14 protein-coding genes and 1 tRNA gene are annotated in these 15,904 nt (G+C 73.0%); 7 read left to right on the top strand and 8 right to left on the bottom strand.

The genetic code is table 11. From position 1 onward, the window contains the following. The first annotated feature begins 351 nt into the window (after positions 1–351). The 5 genes from ispD to ACFY7H_RS26285 all read left to right on the top strand — a co-directional run bounded on the left by ispD (position 352) and on the right by ACFY7H_RS26285 (position 5,902). Positions 352–1,098 carry a 2-C-methyl-D-erythritol 4-phosphate cytidylyltransferase gene (gene ispD / locus ACFY7H_RS26305; RefSeq protein WP_388942448.1) on the top strand — a complete coding sequence of 249 codons (747 nt, stop codon included), beginning with the start codon at positions 352–354 and terminating at the stop codon, positions 1,096–1,098. Next, on the top strand, positions 1,088–1,585 hold the full coding sequence (gene ispF, locus ACFY7H_RS26300; protein ID WP_388942445.1) for a 2-C-methyl-D-erythritol 2,4-cyclodiphosphate synthase: 498 nt from the start codon (positions 1,088–1,090) through the stop codon (positions 1,583–1,585). Before ispD ends, ispF begins: the two co-directional genes overlap by 11 nt. A gap of 127 nt (positions 1,586–1,712) precedes the next feature. Further along, positions 1,713–3,113, top strand: a complete 1,401-nt coding sequence (gene cysS / locus ACFY7H_RS26295; protein ID WP_388942442.1) for a cysteine--tRNA ligase — start codon at positions 1,713–1,715, stop codon at positions 3,111–3,113. Positions 3,114–3,226: 113 nt separating this feature from the next. Beyond that, the gene (rlmB, locus tag ACFY7H_RS26290) at positions 3,227–4,198 is read left to right on the top strand and encodes a 23S rRNA (guanosine(2251)-2'-O)-methyltransferase RlmB (RefSeq protein ID WP_388942439.1); all 972 of its coding nucleotides are present in this window, start codon (positions 3,227–3,229) and stop codon (positions 4,196–4,198) included. A gap of 156 nt (positions 4,199–4,354) precedes the next feature. Beyond that, entirely contained in the window at positions 4,355–5,902 is a 1,548-nt protein-coding gene (locus tag ACFY7H_RS26285) for a DoxX family membrane protein (RefSeq protein ID WP_388942435.1), read from the top strand. Positions 5,903–6,001: 99 nt separating this feature from the next. Here the strand turns inward: ACFY7H_RS26285 and ACFY7H_RS26280 are convergent, their stop codons facing one another. From ACFY7H_RS26280 to ACFY7H_RS26270, 3 genes are all read right to left on the bottom strand, one after another. Further along, the gene (locus ACFY7H_RS26280; protein WP_388942432.1) at positions 6,002–6,772 is read right to left on the bottom strand and encodes an NDP-sugar synthase; all 771 of its coding nucleotides are present in this window, start codon (positions 6,770–6,772) and stop codon (positions 6,002–6,004) included. A gap of 53 nt (positions 6,773–6,825) precedes the next feature. Continuing rightward, positions 6,826–7,236, bottom strand: coding sequence for a hypothetical protein (locus ACFY7H_RS26275; protein WP_388942430.1), 411 nt, complete (start codon positions 7,234–7,236; stop codon positions 6,826–6,828). 203 nt (positions 7,237–7,439) lie between these two features. Further along, entirely contained in the window at positions 7,440–8,516 is a 1,077-nt protein-coding gene (locus tag ACFY7H_RS26270; protein ID WP_388942427.1) for an ABC transporter ATP-binding protein, read from the bottom strand. Positions 8,517–8,775: 259 nt separating this feature from the next. On the opposite strand from ACFY7H_RS26270, the gene ACFY7H_RS26265 reads away from it, so the two are divergent. Next, a tRNA-Thr gene (locus ACFY7H_RS26265) sits at positions 8,776–8,849 on the top strand. 88 nt (positions 8,850–8,937) lie between these two features. Here the strand turns inward: ACFY7H_RS26265 and ACFY7H_RS26260 are convergent. Next, positions 8,938–10,317, bottom strand: a complete 1,380-nt coding sequence (locus ACFY7H_RS26260) for an NAD(P)/FAD-dependent oxidoreductase (RefSeq protein WP_388942424.1) — start codon at positions 10,315–10,317, stop codon at positions 8,938–8,940. A 184-nt stretch (positions 10,318–10,501) separates the two neighbouring features. On the opposite strand from ACFY7H_RS26260, the gene ACFY7H_RS26255 reads away from it, so the two are divergent. Beyond that, positions 10,502–11,191, top strand: coding sequence for a pentapeptide repeat-containing protein (locus ACFY7H_RS26255; protein WP_388942421.1), 690 nt, complete (start codon positions 10,502–10,504; stop codon positions 11,189–11,191). Between the two features lie 52 nt (positions 11,192–11,243). Here the strand turns inward: ACFY7H_RS26255 and ACFY7H_RS26250 are convergent, their stop codons facing one another. The 4 genes from ACFY7H_RS26250 to ACFY7H_RS26235 form a co-directional block, all read right to left on the bottom strand. Continuing rightward, a complete protein-coding gene (locus ACFY7H_RS26250) occupies positions 11,244–13,130 on the bottom strand; it encodes a serine/threonine-protein kinase (protein WP_388942418.1) in 1,887 nt (628 codons plus the stop codon). Positions 13,131–13,235: 105 nt separating this feature from the next. Continuing rightward, the gene (locus tag ACFY7H_RS26245) at positions 13,236–13,760 is read right to left on the bottom strand and encodes a hypothetical protein (RefSeq protein WP_388942415.1); all 525 of its coding nucleotides are present in this window, start codon (positions 13,758–13,760) and stop codon (positions 13,236–13,238) included. Positions 13,761–13,855: 95 nt separating this feature from the next. After that, on the bottom strand, positions 13,856–14,359 hold the full coding sequence (locus ACFY7H_RS26240) for a hypothetical protein (RefSeq protein ID WP_388942412.1): 504 nt from the start codon (positions 14,357–14,359) through the stop codon (positions 13,856–13,858). 186 nt (positions 14,360–14,545) lie between these two features. After that, entirely contained in the window at positions 14,546–15,772 is a 1,227-nt protein-coding gene (locus tag ACFY7H_RS26235) for a serine hydrolase domain-containing protein (RefSeq protein WP_388942410.1), read from the bottom strand. Positions 15,773–15,904: the final 132 nt, after the last annotated feature.

Genomic DNA, 15,904 nt, shown 5'->3' with positions numbered 1-15,904 from the left:
GTGCCGCGGTGCCCGATGACCCGCCCTCTCTTCGCGAGAGGGCTGTTGCCGGGCGCTGCGGCATGTCTGCACCCCAACACTGTTCACCGGCGCCGTCCACGAATCAGCGCCACCACGCGCGGCGGTGCACCCCCGCGCATCCACCCACACCCGTGGGTCACTCCGCCGTACCCTGCGTGTGCACACCCGCACGGTCCTGCACCGGCGTGCCGGGTCCGGGCAGCCGGCTCGACCGGTCGTCACGGAAGGGGCGAGGGCGTCGCACCCGGCACTCCCGCGGACCAGCGCCGGGGGCACGCCCAAGGCCATACCCATGTCGGCCGAAGTCACAAACCTGGCTCGGAGCTACTGATGTCTGACGAATCCCGCCCCCACCGCACCGCCGCGGTGATCCCGGCCGCAGGCCGCGGGGTACGCCTCGGCCCGGGCGCCCCCAAGGCCCTGCGGGTCCTCGGCGGGACCCCGATGCTGATCCACGCCGTCCGCGCCATGGCCCGCTCCCGCGCGGTCGCCCTGGTCGTGGTCGTCGCCCCGCCCGACGGGGCCGCCGAGGTGCGCCACCTCCTGGACGAGCACGCCCTGCCCGACCGCACCGAGGTCCTGGTCGTGCCCGGCGGCGACACCCGCCAGGAGTCCGTGCGGGCCGGCCTGGCCGCCCTCCCGGCCGACATCACCTCCGTACTGATCCACGACGCGGCCCGCCCCCTGGTCCCCGTCGACACCGTGGACTCCGTCGTCGAGGCCGTCCGCGCCGGAGCCCCCGCCGTGGTCCCCGCGCTGCCCCTGGCCGACACCGTCAAGGAGGTCGACCCCCGGGGGCCCGGCGAGCCCGAGCCGGTCGTCGCCACGCCCGAGCGGGCCCGGCTGCGCGCCGTGCAGACCCCGCAGGGCTTCGACCTCGCCACGCTGCTGCGCGCGCACGAGGCCATCGCCGTCAGCGGCGAGGGCGCCACCGACGACGCCGGCATGGTGGAGCGCACCGGGGTCACCGTCGTGACCGTCCCCGGCCACGAAGAGGCCTTCAAGGTCACCCGCCCGCTCGACATGGTCCTCGCCGAGGCCGTACTCGCCCGCAGGAGGGCCACCGATGTCTACTGACCTGCCCCTGATCCCCCTCGTCGGCATCGGCACCGACGTGCACGCCTTCGAGGCCGGCCGTGAGCTGTGGTGCGCCGGGCTGCTGTGGGAGGGCGAGGACGGCCTCGCCGGCCACTCCGACGGCGACGTCGCCGCCCACGCCGCCTGCGACGCCCTCTTCTCCGCCGCCGGTGCCGGCGACCTCGGGGCGCACTTCGGCACCTCCCGCCCCGAGTGGTCCGGCGCCGCCGGGGTCACCCTCCTGGCGGAGGCCGCCCGGATCGTCCGGGCCGAGGGCTTCGAGATCGGCAACATCGCGATCCAGGTGATCGGCGTACGCCCGAAGATCGGCAAGCGGCGCGAAGAAGCGCAGAAGGCGCTCGCGGCGGCGGCGGGCGCCCCCGTCTCCGTCTCCGGCACCACCACCGACGGACTCGGCCTCACCGGCCGCGCCGAAGGGCTGGCCGCCATCGCCACCGCCCTCGTCTACCGGACGGACCGGGGCTGAGTACGACGTACGGCCGACGTACGGCCGCCCCGCGGGCCGTCGGCGACGTCACCTCTTCGGCAACAAACCGTCCGGGCGCCCTCAAACGGTCGCGGGGCACTGCCGCAGGCGCACTACCCTGGATGCCGTGACTATTCGCCTGTACGACACCAGCGCCCGGCAGATCCGCGACTTCACCCCGCTCGTCCCGGGCTGCGTCTCGATCTACCTCTGCGGTGCCACCGTGCAGGCGGCACCGCACATCGGGCACATCCGGTCCTACCTGAACTTCGACGTCATGCGCCGCTGGTTCGCGTACCGCGGCTACGACGTCACGTTCATCCGCAACGTCACCGACATCGACGACAAGATCATCGCGAAGTCGGCCGAGCAGGGCCGCCCCTGGTGGTCCATCGGCTACGACAACGAGCTGGCCTTCAACACCGGCTACGACGCCCTCGGCTGCCTGCGGCCGACGTACGAGCCGCGCGCCACGGGCCACGTCCCCGAGATGATCGAGATGATGCGCGGCCTCATCGAGCGCGGCCACGCGTACGAGTCGGAGGGCAACGTCTACTTCGACGTGCGGTCCTTCCCGGGCTACCTCGCGCTCTCCAACCAGGAGCTCGACAACCTCCAGCAGCCCTCCGGCGCGGGCGAGACCGGCAAGCGCGACCCCCGCGACTTCGCGATGTGGAAGTCCGCCAAGCCCGGCGAGCCGTCCTGGGAGACCCCCTGGGGCCGCGGCCGTCCGGGCTGGCACCTGGAGTGCTCCGCCATGGCGCACAAGTACCTGGGGGAGGCCTTCGACATCCACGGCGGCGGCCTGGACCTGATCTTCCCGCACCACGAGAACGAGATCGCCCAGGCCAAGGCCTTCGGCGACGAGTTCGCCCGGTACTGGGTGCACAACGCCTGGGTCACCATGTCCGGCGAGAAGATGTCGAAGTCCCTCGGCAACTCCGTCCTCGTCTCCGAGATGGTCAAGCAGTGGCGTCCGATCGTCCTGCGCTACTACCTCGGCACCCCGCACTACCGGTCGATGATCGAGTACAGCGAGGAGGCGCTGCGCGAGGCGGAGTCGGCGTTCGCCCGCATCGAGGGCTTCTACCAGCGCGTCACCGAGAAGGCCGGCGGGGCCGTCGAGGCCGCCGCCGAGGTGCCGCCGGCCTTCGCCGAGGCGATGGACGACGACCTGGGCGTCCCGCAGGCGCTCGCGATCGTCCACACCACGGTCCGCCAGGGCAACAGCGCGCTCGCCGCCGACGACAAGGACGCGGCCATCGCCCGCCTGTCCGAGGTGCGCGCCATGCTGGGCGTCCTCGGCCTGGACCCGCTCGACCCCCACTGGGCGGGCGAGTCCGACCGCGGCGAAGACCTGCACGGGGCCGTCGACACCCTCGTACGCCTCGTCCTGGAGCAGCGCGAGTCCGCCCGCGCCCGCAAGGACTGGGCGACCGCCGACGCCATCCGCGACCAGCTCCAGCAGTCCGGTCTGGTCATCGAGGACGGCCCGGCCGGTCCGCGCTGGACGCTCGGCCCGCGCTGATGCCGGGCGCCCCGGTCTGACGCCGGGCGCACCGGCTTGGTGGCCGCCCGGCCGTCCGGGCGGCACACTCTTCATACGTACATATCGCAGCACGAACGAAACAGGTAGAGGTCATGGCCGGTAACAGCCAGCGCAGGAACCGCCGCACGTCCAACAAGAAGGGCGCGACGATCGGCAGCGGTGGCCAGCGGCGCAAGGGCCTGGAGGGCAAGGGCCCCACGCCCAAGGCCGAGGACCGCAAGAAGCACAAGGCGAACCGCATCGCCAACGCCATGGCCCGCCAAGCCGCCAAGCGCCGCCCCGCCCCCCGCCGCGGCGGTCCCAAGGGCACCAGCGAGATGGTCGTCGGCCGCAACCCGGTCTTCGAGGCACTGCGGGACGGCGTCCCCGCCACCACCCTCTACGTCCAGCAGTTCATCGACAACGACGAGCGCGTCCGCGACGCCCTCAAGCTCGCCGGCGAGCGCGGCAACATCAACCTGATGGAAGCCCCCCGTCCCGAGCTCGACCGGATGACCAACGGGCTCAACCACCAGGGCCTGGTCCTCCAGGTCCCGCCGTACGAGTACGCGCACCCCGAGGACCTCACGGACGCCGCCCACGACAACGGCGAGGACCCGCTGATCGTCGCCCTCGACGGGGTGACCGACCCGCGCAACCTCGGTGCGATCGTCCGCTCCGTCTCCGCCTTCGGCGGCCACGGCGTGGTCATCCCCGAGCGCCGCGCCGCCGGTATGACCGCCGGAGCCTGGAAGACCTCCGCCGGCACCGCCGCCCGCACCCCGGTCTCCCGCGTCACCAACCTGACCCGGGCCCTCCAGGAGTACAAGAAGGCCGGCATCGCCATCGTCGGTCTGGCCGCCGAGGGCACCCACGAGGTGCAGGAGCTCGACGCCCTCTCCGGTCCGGTCGTCATCGTCGTCGGCTCCGAGGGCAAGGGCCTCGGCCGCCTCGTCGGCGAGAACTGCGACTACCTCGTCCGCATCCCGATGCCCGGCGGCGCCGAGTCCCTCAACGCCGGTGTCGCCGCCGGCGTCGTCCTCTACGAGGCCGCCCGCAAGCGCGCCCAGCGCGGCCGCATCTGACCCGGACGGCCGCCGGCGCTTGATCCACCTGGCCCACGGGACATGACCCGTGAGCGTGTCGCCCCGCCCCTCACGGGCGGGGCGACTTGATCTTGACGGGTCTCGGACAGATCCCTCGTGTCAAGGCAGTGTCCTAAACACCCATCACTCGGTTAGATGAGTGTGGACACCAGAACGTCAGGGTTCGACGACCAGCCCGCGCTGAGCATGGTCAAGGTGCCGTGCGACCCCGCACAGGTCATCGTCAACCACGCCAGCTTCCGCGTGCGGCTCGCACCGAGCCCGAGCGCGCGTTCCAAGCCCGCGAATGCCCCCGGCCGCGCGCCCCTCCTCGGTGCCGCCGCCGTCGCGACCGCCGGAGTCACCCGCCGCCGCGCCCCCGTCGTCTGGAGCGGCAAGTCCGCGCCCGGCGACGCCGCGGCCATGGGCGGGCTCCTCCAGGCGGTGCGCGAAGCCGGCCGCGGCCACGACGACTACGACGGCGGAGCCGCCACCCAGACCATCCCCCGGGTCGACCTGGCACACGACCTGGTCGAGGACACCCTCGCCACCCCCACCGTCATCGGCCAGCGCACCTACGGCGACCCGGACGAGACCCGTCCGCTCGCCGCGGTACGCGACCTGCCGCGCCGGCCCCACCCGCCGTACGGGGGCCACGACGCCCACGACGGCGACTACCCGGGACCCGACGCCGGTCCCGACAGCCGGCGCTCCGCCACCGACGCCCGCGGCCAGGCCTCGTACTACCCCGGCCGCCGCATGAACCTCGGCGTCGTCCTGCTCCCCCTGCGCGTCTTCCTCGGCTTCATCTCCATCTACGCCGGCATGGGCAAACTCTGCGACCCCGTCTACTTCGACGGCGGCGAACGCGGATCCATGGTCACCTGGCTGCAGACCCTGCACCCCTGGGCCCTCGCCGAACCCCTGCGCGACTTCGCGCTCGCCCACCCCGTCGGAGCCGGACTCAGCGTCGCCTTCCTCCAGGTGATCGTCGGCGTGCTGACCGTCTTCGGCCTCTGGCAGCGCTTCGCCGCCTGCATCGGCGCCCTGCTCTCCGCCGCACTCCTCATGACGGTCAGCTGGAAGACCGTCCCCGCCTACGACGCCCCCGACATCATCTACCTCGCCGCCTGGAGCCCCCTGATCATCGCCGGCGCTCCCGTCTACTCCCTCGACGCACGCCTCACCGGCGAGGCGTGGCGCACCCTCGGCCCCCGCTCCGAGATCTGGCGGCTCCGCCGCCGGGTCCTGCGGCGCGGTGCCGTCATGGCCACCGTCGTCTGCGGACTGACCCTGCTCATCGGCTCTCTCCTCGGCGGCGCCGTCCGCTCCTCCACCGTCGTCACCGTCCCCGGCCCCGGTGAGGCCCCCAGCAACTACCTCCCCGGCAGCCCCCTCCCGCAGGCCCCCGCCAAGCAGTCCGCCCCCGGCAGGCAGCCCTCGAAGCAGGCCTCGCCCTCGGCCACTCCCTCCGAGCCCGCCGCCAGGTCCGGCCGCACCGGCAGCAGCGCCCCGAGCCGCGACAGCTCCTCGACCGGCTCCGGAGCGCCCAGCGCCACCAAGACCTCCGGCAGTCAGACCCCGCGCAGCAGCACCCCGAAGCAGTCCAGCCCGCAGCAGCCGCCGGCCACCACCTCGGGGAGCCGCAGCGGCTCCGACACCCAGACCAAGAAGCCCGGCCTCGTCGGCGGCCTCCTGGGCTGAGCGACCCCGACCCACCGACCGGAGGGCCCGGCGCGCGTACGGCGCGCCGGGCCCTTCCGCGTGCCGGGGCACGGGGAGACGTAGCAGTACGGAAACGGCTCAGACGGCGCCCTGCGCCGCCAACTCCCTTGCCGCCTCGGTCAAGTCCTTCGCCGTGTCGATCGCCCGCCAGTAGGCCCCCTGCGGCAGCGTGAAGCCCGCCAGCCGCCGCTCCCGCGCCAGCCGGGGGAACGTCGTCCGCTCGTGGTCCCCCAAGTCGGGGAGCAGCGCGGCGAATTCGGGAGCGAACACGTACACCCCGGCGTTGACCGCGTAGGGCGACGGCGGGGCCTCGATGAAGTCCAGCACCTGCCCGAACTCGTTCGTGTCCACCACCCCCCACGGCATCCGCGGCCGCGCCAGGGCCAGCGTCGCCACCGCCTCCCGCTCCTCGTGGAAGGCCGCCATCTCCCGCAGCGGGAAACGCGTCCACACGTCGCCGTTGGTCGCGTACCAGGCCCGGTCCGGGTGCGGCAGCCGCTTCGCCGCGTACTTCAGACCGCCCCCGCGCCCCAGCGGCTCCTCCTCGACCACCGTCGTCACCCGCAGCGGCAGCGGAGCCCGCGCCAGCCACTCCTGGAGCACCTCCGCCAGGTGCCCGCACGACACCACTGCGTCGGTCACCCCCTCCGCCGCCAGCCAGGCCAACTGGTGCCCGATGATCGGCAGTCCGGTGCCCGGGATCTCCACCATCGGCTTCGGCCGGTCGTCCGTGTACGGCCGCAGCCGCGAACCCTGCCCGCCCGCCAGGACGACCGCCTGGGTGGGACGAGCCGGGAACGCGGCTGCGTCATCGGTGGATTGGAGTGGCGCCGGGGCCGTGTCGGTCATGGCCGCCAGCGTAGGACCGGCCCCCGGCCGGCCCGGGCAGGCACGGCGGGCGGTCAGCCCATCGAGGCGACGCCCGACGCGTACGAGGTGTCGCAGACGGGGCGCGCGTAGGACTGGGCCTTCGTCGGCCCGTAGGCCTCCACGGCGGCCCGCCCCAGGGCCCGCGCGATGCTCACGCAGTGCTCCGCCAGTGACGGACGGCCGTTCACCTCCTGCTGGAGGTGTGTGAGGACGACACCCGGCTGCTCGCCCTGCTGGAGCTCGCCGAGGAGCTTGTCGCGCAGCAGCTCGTGCGGCGCGGCCGGCTTCTTCGGGAGGGAGACGTCCTCGGCGGAGGCGGTCAGGATCTGGGAGGAGTGATCCGCCCAGGGGACCATGGTGACCGCGAGGGTCCCGGACAGGACCAGGACGACGGGCAGGACCAGGGCGAGGGAACGGCCGATACGGCGGGCAGTGTGGGTCACGAGGGCGAGAGTAGCGCTCGGTGAAGATTTGGCGACATTTAGTCACCCGGTCGGGGGATGGTTCGACGTGGTTTTTCGATTTATGGGTTGACGAGTGCGGCCGAATGGCCCGGTCTGCCGGGGTTCGTGGAGCGCACCGCACGCAACTGCCGCGGCGGGGGCGCCCCTTGGTGGAACGCCCCCGCAACTCGGACGGTTACGCCCTACTTCGACAGCCGTGCGCCGGAGGAGGTCGAGAAGACGTGGATCTCGTCGGCGCGCGGCACCACGTGCAGCGACGAGCCCTTCTCGGGCACGTGGCGGCCGTTCACGCGGACCACGATGTCCTGGCCGTCGTGGCTGCCGTAGACGTAGCCGTCGGCGCCCAGTTCCTCGACCACGTTCACGGTGATCGTCAGACCGCCGGTGTCGCCGATGTCGAAGTGCTCGGGGCGCACGCCGACCGTGACGGTGCGGTCGCCCGCGTCGGCGGCGGCGGAGAGCGCGTCGCGCGACACCGGGACGACGCTCTCGCCGAACTTCACGCCGCCGTCGGTGATCGGCACCTCGACCAGGTTCATGGCCGGCGAGCCGATGAACCCGGCGACGAACAGGTTCGCCGGCCGGTCGTACATGTTGCGCGGAGTGTCGACCTGCTGGAGCAGACCGTCCTTGAGGACCGCGACGCGGTCGCCCATCGTCATGGCTTCGACCTGGTCGTGGGTGACGTACACGGTGGTGATGCCGAGGTCGCGCTGGAGCGCCGCGATCTGCGTACGGGTGGACACGCGCAGCTTCGCGTCGAGGTTGGACAGAGGCTCGTCCATGAGGAAGACCTGCGGCTTGCGCACGATGGCCCGGCCCATGGCCACGCGCTGGCGCTGGCCGCCGGAGAGGGCCTTCGGCTTGCGGTCGAGGTACTGGGTGAGGTCCAGCATCTTCGCCGCCTCCTCCACCTTGCGGCGGATGGTGGCCTTGTCCTCGCCGGCGATCTTGAGCGCGAAGCCCATGTTGTCGGCGACGCTCATGTGCGGGTACAGCGCGTAGTTCTGGAACACCATCGCGATGTCCCGGTCCTTGGGCGGCAGGTGCGTGACGTCGCGGTCGCCGATGCGGATGGCGCCGCCGTTGACGTCCTCCAGACCCGCGAGCATGCGCAGGGAGGTCGACTTGCCGCAGCCGGAGGGGCCGACGAGGACGAGGAACTCGCCGTCCTCGATCTCCAGCTCCAGCTGGTCGACGGCGGGCTTGTCGCCGCCCGGGTAGAGGCGGGTCGCCTTGTCGAAGGTGACAGAAGCCATGGTGGTGAATCCCTTCTACCGGCAGGAACGTGCCGGACGATCCGAGTGGAAGGTCTAGTCCAGTCAGCTGGACTCCGGACGACGCTACCTGGCGGGCACGGCTCCTGTCAGCACTTCTGACGGTCCGGATGGTCCGGCGGGGCTCCGGCCGCTGGGCGCGGAGGGGCCCGGGGCCGGCATGAATGCGATGGCCCGGGGAATCGGGCGCTGTGTAGAGTGATGGCGGCTCCACGCGCAGCGGTCCCGCGGGTGGTGTTGTGCCGCCTTAGCTCAGTTGGCTAGAGCGCTTGACTTGTAATCTTGAGGTCGTCGGTTCGATTCCGACAGGCGGCTCCGCCCCAGGTCAGATGGGTACCGGCCAAGGGGATTCGTACAGAAGCGGAAGGCTCCGGGTGATCACCCGGAGCCTTTTTGCGTGCCGTCAGGCGCGGCCCGAGACGCGGTCGGCGAGGCGGGCCAGGGGGGTCGTCGCCGGGCGCCGGGTGGCCGCTTCGCGGCGGTCCGCCCCGCGGTAGGCGGCGTAGAGGGCGTGGACCCCGAGCCAGCGGAAGGGCTCCGGTTCCCAGCGGCGGACGCGGTGGTGCACCCAAGGCAGGGCCGTCAGCTCGGTGCGGTCGCCGAGGACGAGGTCGCGCAGAGTGCGGCCGGCGAGGTTGGCCGCGGCCACGCCGGAGCCGACGTAGCCGCCGGCCCAGCCCAGACCCGTGGCCGCGTCCAGGGCGACGGTGGCGCACCAGTCGCGGGGAACGCCGAGGACGCCCGACCAGGCGTGGGTGATCTCCGTGCCGGCGAGGACCGGGAAGAAGGAGACCAGGACGTCGCGCAGCGAGGCGATGGTGGCGGGCTGGGTGCGGCCGTCGTGGTCGGTGCGGGAGCCGAAGCGGTAGGGGACACCGCGGCCGCCGATCGCGATGCGGTCGTCGGCGGTGCGCTGCGCGTACGTGTAGGCGTGGGCCATGTCGCCGAGGAGCGGGGCGTCCTGCCAGTTGAGCCGCTCCCAGACCGAAGGCGGCAGGGGTGCCGTGACGATCATCGAGGAGTTCATGGGGAGCCAGGTGCGCCTGTGGCCCTTGAGGGCGGCGGTGAAGCCCTCGGTGCAGCGCAGGACGTACGGGGCGCGGACGGTGCCGTACGGGGTGACGGCGCGGCGGGGGGCGATCTCGGTGACGGGGGTGGACTCGTGGAGGGTGACGCCGAGGCGTTCGCAGGCCGTGGCGAGGCCCCGGACGAGTTTGAGGGGGTGGACGCGGGCGCCGTGGGGGGTCCAGCTGGAGCCGACGGCGTCGGCGACGTCGATACGGGCGCGGGTGGCGGGGGCGTCGTACAGCTCGCGGTCGGTCTCGCCGAAGGAGAGCTCGGCGGTGTGGAACGCCCTGAGCCGGCTGAGCTGGGCGGGGGTGCGGGCGACTTCGAGGACTCCGCCGCGGTGGACGTCGGCGTCGATGTCCTCCTCGGCGGCGACGGCGATGACTTCGGCGACGGTGTCGTTCATGGCGTGCTGGAGGCGGCGGGCGGCTTCGTGGCCGTGGAGGGCGGCGTAGCGGTCGCGGCCGGCGATGCCGTTGTAGAGCCAGCCGCCGTTGCGGCCGGAGGCGCCGTAGCCGCAGAACTTCTGCTCCAGGACGGTGACGCGGAGGTCGGGGGCGGCGCGCTTGAGGTAATAGGCGGTCCACAGGCCGGTGTAGCCGCCGCCGACGATGACGACGTCCGCGGTGGCGTCGCCGGTGAGGGGGGCGCGGGGTGGCTGGTGGGCGGTGGTGCCGGTCGCGTACCAGAAGGAGATGCCGCCGTTGATCGTCATGGGGGAGTTGGTACCGGGGGCGCCGGAGGGGTGTCCAGGGGGCCGGGTGTCGTGTTCCGGGGGGAACGGCGGACGGGGTGGCCGGTGCGGGGGCGGAGCGGGGCGTGTAGGGCGGCCAGGCGGAGGCGGGGGTTTCGGGGGCGCGGGCCGGGGCGCTGTCGGTGCGGTGGGTCACCATGGGGGCATGGCGCGGAACGGGCAGGGAACGCGGGCGGGCCGGGCGACGGTGCGAGCGGCACGGCTTCCGGAGGTGCGGTTGCCGGAGACGGCGGTGTGGGAGGGGGGTGCGCTGGAGCCGGACGGGGATTACGACGGGCTGGAGTTCGCGGACCTGGACCTGGCGGGGCAGGACGGGGCCGGGGCGCGGTTCATGGACTGCGCGCTGCGCCGGTGTGGGCTGGACGAGGCCGGGCTGGCGAGGGCGCGGGTGCTGGATTCGGTGCTGGAGCAGGTCCGGGGGGTGGGCACGGACCTGTCGGGGGCTTCGCTGCGGGACGTGGAGCTGGTGGAGGCCCGGCTGGGCGGGGCGCAGTTGCATGGGGCGGTGCTGGAGCGGGTCCTCGTACGGGGCGGGAAGATCGACTACGTGAACCTGCGGACGGCACGGCTCAGGGACGTGGTCTTCGAGGGATGCGTGCTGGTGGAGCCGGACTTCGGGGGTGCCGTGCTGGAGCGGGTGGAGTTCCGGGACTGTGTGGTGCGCGGGGCCGACTTCTCGGGGGCGCGGCTGTCGGAGGTGGATCTGCGGGGTGCGTCGGAGCTGGGGATCGCGCGGGGGGTGGAGGCGCTGGCGGGGGCGGTGATCAGCCCTGGTCAGCTGTTCGAGCTGGCTCCGGCGATGGCTGCGCAGCTGGGGGTCCGGGTGCTGGGGTAGCCGGAGCGCGGCCCGTACGAGGGGGTGCGTACGGGCCGGATGGGCGGGGGCGTCAGCGCTTCTTCGGTTCCTCGGCGTTGCGCCAGACGGTGAGGTCGACCGTGACGTAGTTGCTCGCGTCCTTCCCGTCCGACTTGCCGCGGTACGTCGCCACCGCGATGTGCCCGGCGTCGCTGAGCACGCAGATCTCCGACCCGTCGCTGAGCTGGTCGAGGCTGACCTTCTCGGTGTAGCGGGTCTCGGTGCGGCAGGTCTCCAGGGAGCCCTTCTGCGCGTTGTTCAGGACGACGAGCTTGCCGTTGTCGGTGCCGAGCCTCTTCTCGCCGAACAGGGTGTCGAAGTAGTAGTAGAGGTCCCCGTGGCTGTACGAGACGCCGGAGCTGCCGCCCGAGGTGGGGCGCGGCGGGTTGTCGGCCAGCATGATCTGGTAGTTGGCCGTCATGTTGATGCCCTGGTACGAGGCCGGGGCGGGGTCGGGGCGCTTCTGGTTCTTGTTCTGGGAGGCCCCGGGGCTGGGGGTGGCGCCGCGGCTGCCGCCGGTGGCGGCGCTGCTGCCGCCCCTGCTGCCCTTGGAGGAGCCGTCCGGCAGCAGGGAGCCGATGACCGCGAGGCCGATGACCGTGCCCACGATCGTCCCGGCGATGATCAGGCCCTTGCGCCGGGAGTTCTGCGGGGCGGGCGGCGGGAAGCCCGTCTGCGGGAAGCCGGTCTGGGGGAAGCCGGTCTGGTGGAGCGGCGGCGGCGTGGGGTAGCCGGGGGCGAACCCGGGATGCGGCGCGGGGTACCCGGGCGGCGGCGTGTGGTACCCGGGCGCCGGGGCCGGGTAGCCGGGGGGCAGGGTCTGGTACCCGGGGGCCGGGGTCGGGTAGCCGGGCGGTACGGCGCCCGGTGCCGTCGCCGGGGTGGCCGGCGCGGCCTGCGTCGGCGCGTACGCCACGCCCGGGGCCGCGGGCGGCGGGGGCGGCGCGGAGAGCTCGGTCGGGGTGGGCGCGGCGGCGGGCTGCGGCGGCGGGGTCCTGGCCGGTTCGGGCAGCTGGAGCCGTTCGGTGATGGAACCGGCGACGGCCTTGGGGAGCCAGTCCTCGCCTTGGCGCAGCGGGTCGGGCGAGAGGCCGTGGCACATCTCGATGACCTCGGTGAGGCTGGGCCGGGCGGCGGGGTCGCGGCTCAGGCAGCGGGTCACCAGGGGCCGCAGCTCCGCCGGCAGGGCGCTGAGGTCGGGATCCTCGTGCACGATCCGGTAGAGGACGGCGTGCGAGTTCCCGTCGCCGTAGACCGGTGCGCCGATCGCCGCGAAGGCGATGATCTGGCCGAGGGCGAAGATGTCGGTGGCGGCGGTGACCGCTCCGGCGGAGGCCTGCTCGGGCGCCATGAACGCGGGAGTGCCGACGCTGACGCCGCTGCTGGTCAGGGCGGTGGCGTCGGCCGCGCGGGCGATGCCGAAGTCGATCACGCGGGGGCCGTCGGAGGCGAGGAGCACGTTCGCCGGCTTCAGGTCGCGGTGGACGATGCCCGCGCCGTGGATGACGTGCAGGGCCTCGGCGACCCCGATGGCCAGCAGCAGGACGCTGCGCAGCGGCAGCCGTCCGTGCCGGGTCACGGCGTGCGCGAGGGAGGGGCCCGGTACGTAGGAGGTGGCGAGCCAGGGCTGCGCGCCCTCGGTGTCGAAGTCGATGACGGGCGCGGTGTACAGGCCCTGCACCCGCTGGGCGGCCCGTACTTCCTGCTGGAAACGCCGCCGGAACTCCGGGTCCTCGCTGAACTCGGGCCGGATCACCTTGAGGGCGACGGGCCGTCCGCCGAGGGTGTAGGAGAGGTACACCTTGCCCATGCCGCCCGCGCCCAGCACGGCCACGAGCCGGTAACCGCCCACCGTGGCCGGGTCCTCCGGCCTGAGCGGCTGGAAGAGCTCGGCTGAAGGCGCACCGTTACCACTCATGAAAAACCGTCCCCTATCGGGCAGTTCACAGCCTGCCGACGCCCTGAAGCCAACCGAGAGAGTACCCGACACCCGGGCCCCGGCCGGGCCGGATCCGGAGACCCTTCAACGGGCCGCCAGGGGGCGGCGGCGCCGGTGGTAGCCGAGGGCGAGGGCGAGGATCAGGGGGCCCCAGAGGGCGAACGGGCCGCTGACGATGAGGGCGAGGGCCCGCCACCAGCCGTTGGTGTAGCCGACGTCGGAGAACCCGGCGAGGTGGAAGGCGCAGAGCACCCAGTCGACGAGGAGCCACGTGAAGCCGAGTCCGGCGAGGGTGGCGGGCACGGTGACCGCGTGACGCGGGATGCGGCGGCCGCCGAGTACGGGGACCCGGGCGGGGACCGTTTCGCCCCAGGGGCGTACGAGGCCGGCGCAGAGCAGGGCGAAGGCCTCGGAGAGGAGGCTGAGGGCGAGGACGTAGGGGACGGTGATCAGGAGCGGCTGCCCGGAGGGTGGCAGGTCCATGCCCATCTGGAAGCCGAAGCCGACGGGCAGCCGCCACAGGCACACCGGCAGGGCCAGCAGCGGCAGGAGGCGGGCGGTCGTCCGGGCCCAGCGCGGGACGGGGCGTTCGGTGGTGGCGTGGCTCATGCGGCCAGCCTCCCGGCCGCGCGGCGGCCGGACATCGGGCACGCGAGCGATCCGGCTCCCCCGGGCGGGGGAGGGAACGGCCCGGGCGGGTCCGCTCAGGCGGGTACGCGGGGGAAGCGGGACTGGAGGGTCCAGATGACCGGGTTGTCGGCGAGGCCCTCGTGCATGTCGACGAGGTCGGCGATCAGGTCGTGGAGGAAGTCGCGGGCCTCGCGGCGCAGCAGGCGGTGACTGAAGGTGAGGGGCTCTTCCTCCGGGGCCATCCAGTCGGCTTCGATGTCGACCCAGCCGAAGCGGCGTTCGAAGAGCATGCGGTCGGCGGACTCGGTGAAGTCGAGCTCCGCGAACCGGCGGTCGGCGGAGCGGCTGCCGCGCGGGTCCTCGTCGAGCTGCTCGACGATGTCGCACAGCGCCCAGGCGAAGTCGAGTACGGGCACCCATCCCCAGGCTGTGGACACTTCCGTGTCCTTCTCGGTGTCCGCGAGGTAGACGTCCCCGCAGAACAGGTCGTGGCGCAGGGTGTGGACGTCCGCCGAGCGGTAGTCGGTCTGCGGGGGGTCGGGGAAGCGCCGGGAGAGGGAGTAGCCGATGTCGAGCACGTTCCCGATGGTGTCACGGGTGCTCCTCCGGCGGCGCGGGGGGCGGCGCGGGGCGGCCCGGGCCCCTGCGGGCGCCGCCCCGGATCCGCCCGCCCCGGATCCGCCCGCCCCGGATCCGCCCGCCCCGGATCCGCCCGCCCCGGATCCGCCCGCCCCGGATCCGCCCGCCCCGGACGCCGGCGGGGGTCAGTCCTCCAGGGCCTGGTAGGCCGTGGTCCAGAAGTCGTGGATGACGCGCGCCGGGGCCGGGGTGGACAGGCCCACCTGCATGAGCAGGATGCCGGTGAGGCCGTTCACCGGGTCGGCGTAGGCCGAGGTGCCGGTTCCGCCGTCCCAGCCGAACTGGCCGACGGGCGCGTAGTCGCCGCGGTAGGTCCGCACCGCCATGCCGAGGCCCCAGCCGCCCTGCTGGCCCTGGCCGAAGGACACGTGGACGGCGCCCCGGGCGAGGGCGGAGCGGGCGCTCTCCTGTTCGGGCGTGAGGTGGCTGGTGGTCATCAGCTCGACGGCGGGCCGGGACAGGATCCGTGCGTCCCCGTGCTTCCCGCGGTTCAGGAGCATGCGGAAGTACGCGTGGTAGTCGTCGACGGTGGAGACCAGGCCGCCGCCGCCGGACTGGAAGAGCGGGGCCCGGCTGTAGCGGCCGTCCGCTGCCTCGTCCCACACCATGAACTCACCGCTCCGCGGGTCGGGGGCGTAGCAGGGGGGCAGCCGGTCGATCTTGCCGGCGGGGACGTGGAAGCCGGTGTCCTCCATGCCCAGCGGGTCGAGGACGCGCTCGCGCAGGACCGTCTCGAACGGCTTGCCCGTGACCCGGGAGACGAGCACGCCGAGCACGTCGTGGCTGAGGTGGTAGCCCCAGTGCTCACCGGGCTGGTACATCAGCGGGAGCTCGCCGAGGCGGCGCATCCACTCGTCCCGCTCGGGCGCCGGGACCACGCCCTGGCTGAAGACGGCCTTCTCCTGGAGCGCGACCTGGACGGGGGAGCCGATCGTCGAGAGGTCGACGCCGAGGCCGAAGGTGGAGGTCACCAGGTCCCGCACGGTGATCGGCCGCTTCGCCGGCACCGTCTCGTCCAGCGGGCCGTCGGTCCGCCGCAGCACCTGGCGGTCGGCGAGCTCGGGCAGCCATTCCTGTACCAGGTCGTCCAGGCGCAGGCGGCACTCGTCGAGGAGGGCCATCACCGGGGCCATCGTGACCGGCTTGGACGTGGAGGCCATCCGGAAGATCGTGTCGCGACGCATCGGGGCGCCGCCGTCGTGGTGCGTCGTGCCGATGGCTTCGACGTGCGTCTCGTCGCCCCGGCTGAGGAGGGCGACGACGCCGGGGACGCTCCCGGAGTCGACGTGCCGTGCCAGTACGTCGCGCAGCCTGCGCAGGCTCGCTTCGGAAAAGCCGCTGTTCCGTCCCATTGCCGATCTCCCCGTAAGTGTTTGGGAACTGCTGAACGCTTTCGAAGCTATATTGCGTTTAGCTATCCGTCAACAAGAGAGGGGGGGTGAAGTCCTGTAAGGGCGGGCAGTTTGAGGCTTCGTTGCAATGGT

Origin of the sequence: Streptomyces sp. NPDC012794 (genome assembly GCF_042901085.1) — a bacterium.
In the GTDB taxonomy this organism is placed as follows: domain Bacteria; phylum Actinomycetota; class Actinomycetes; order Streptomycetales; family Streptomycetaceae; genus Streptomyces.
This window is presented reverse-complemented; position numbering and strand designations above follow the sequence as displayed.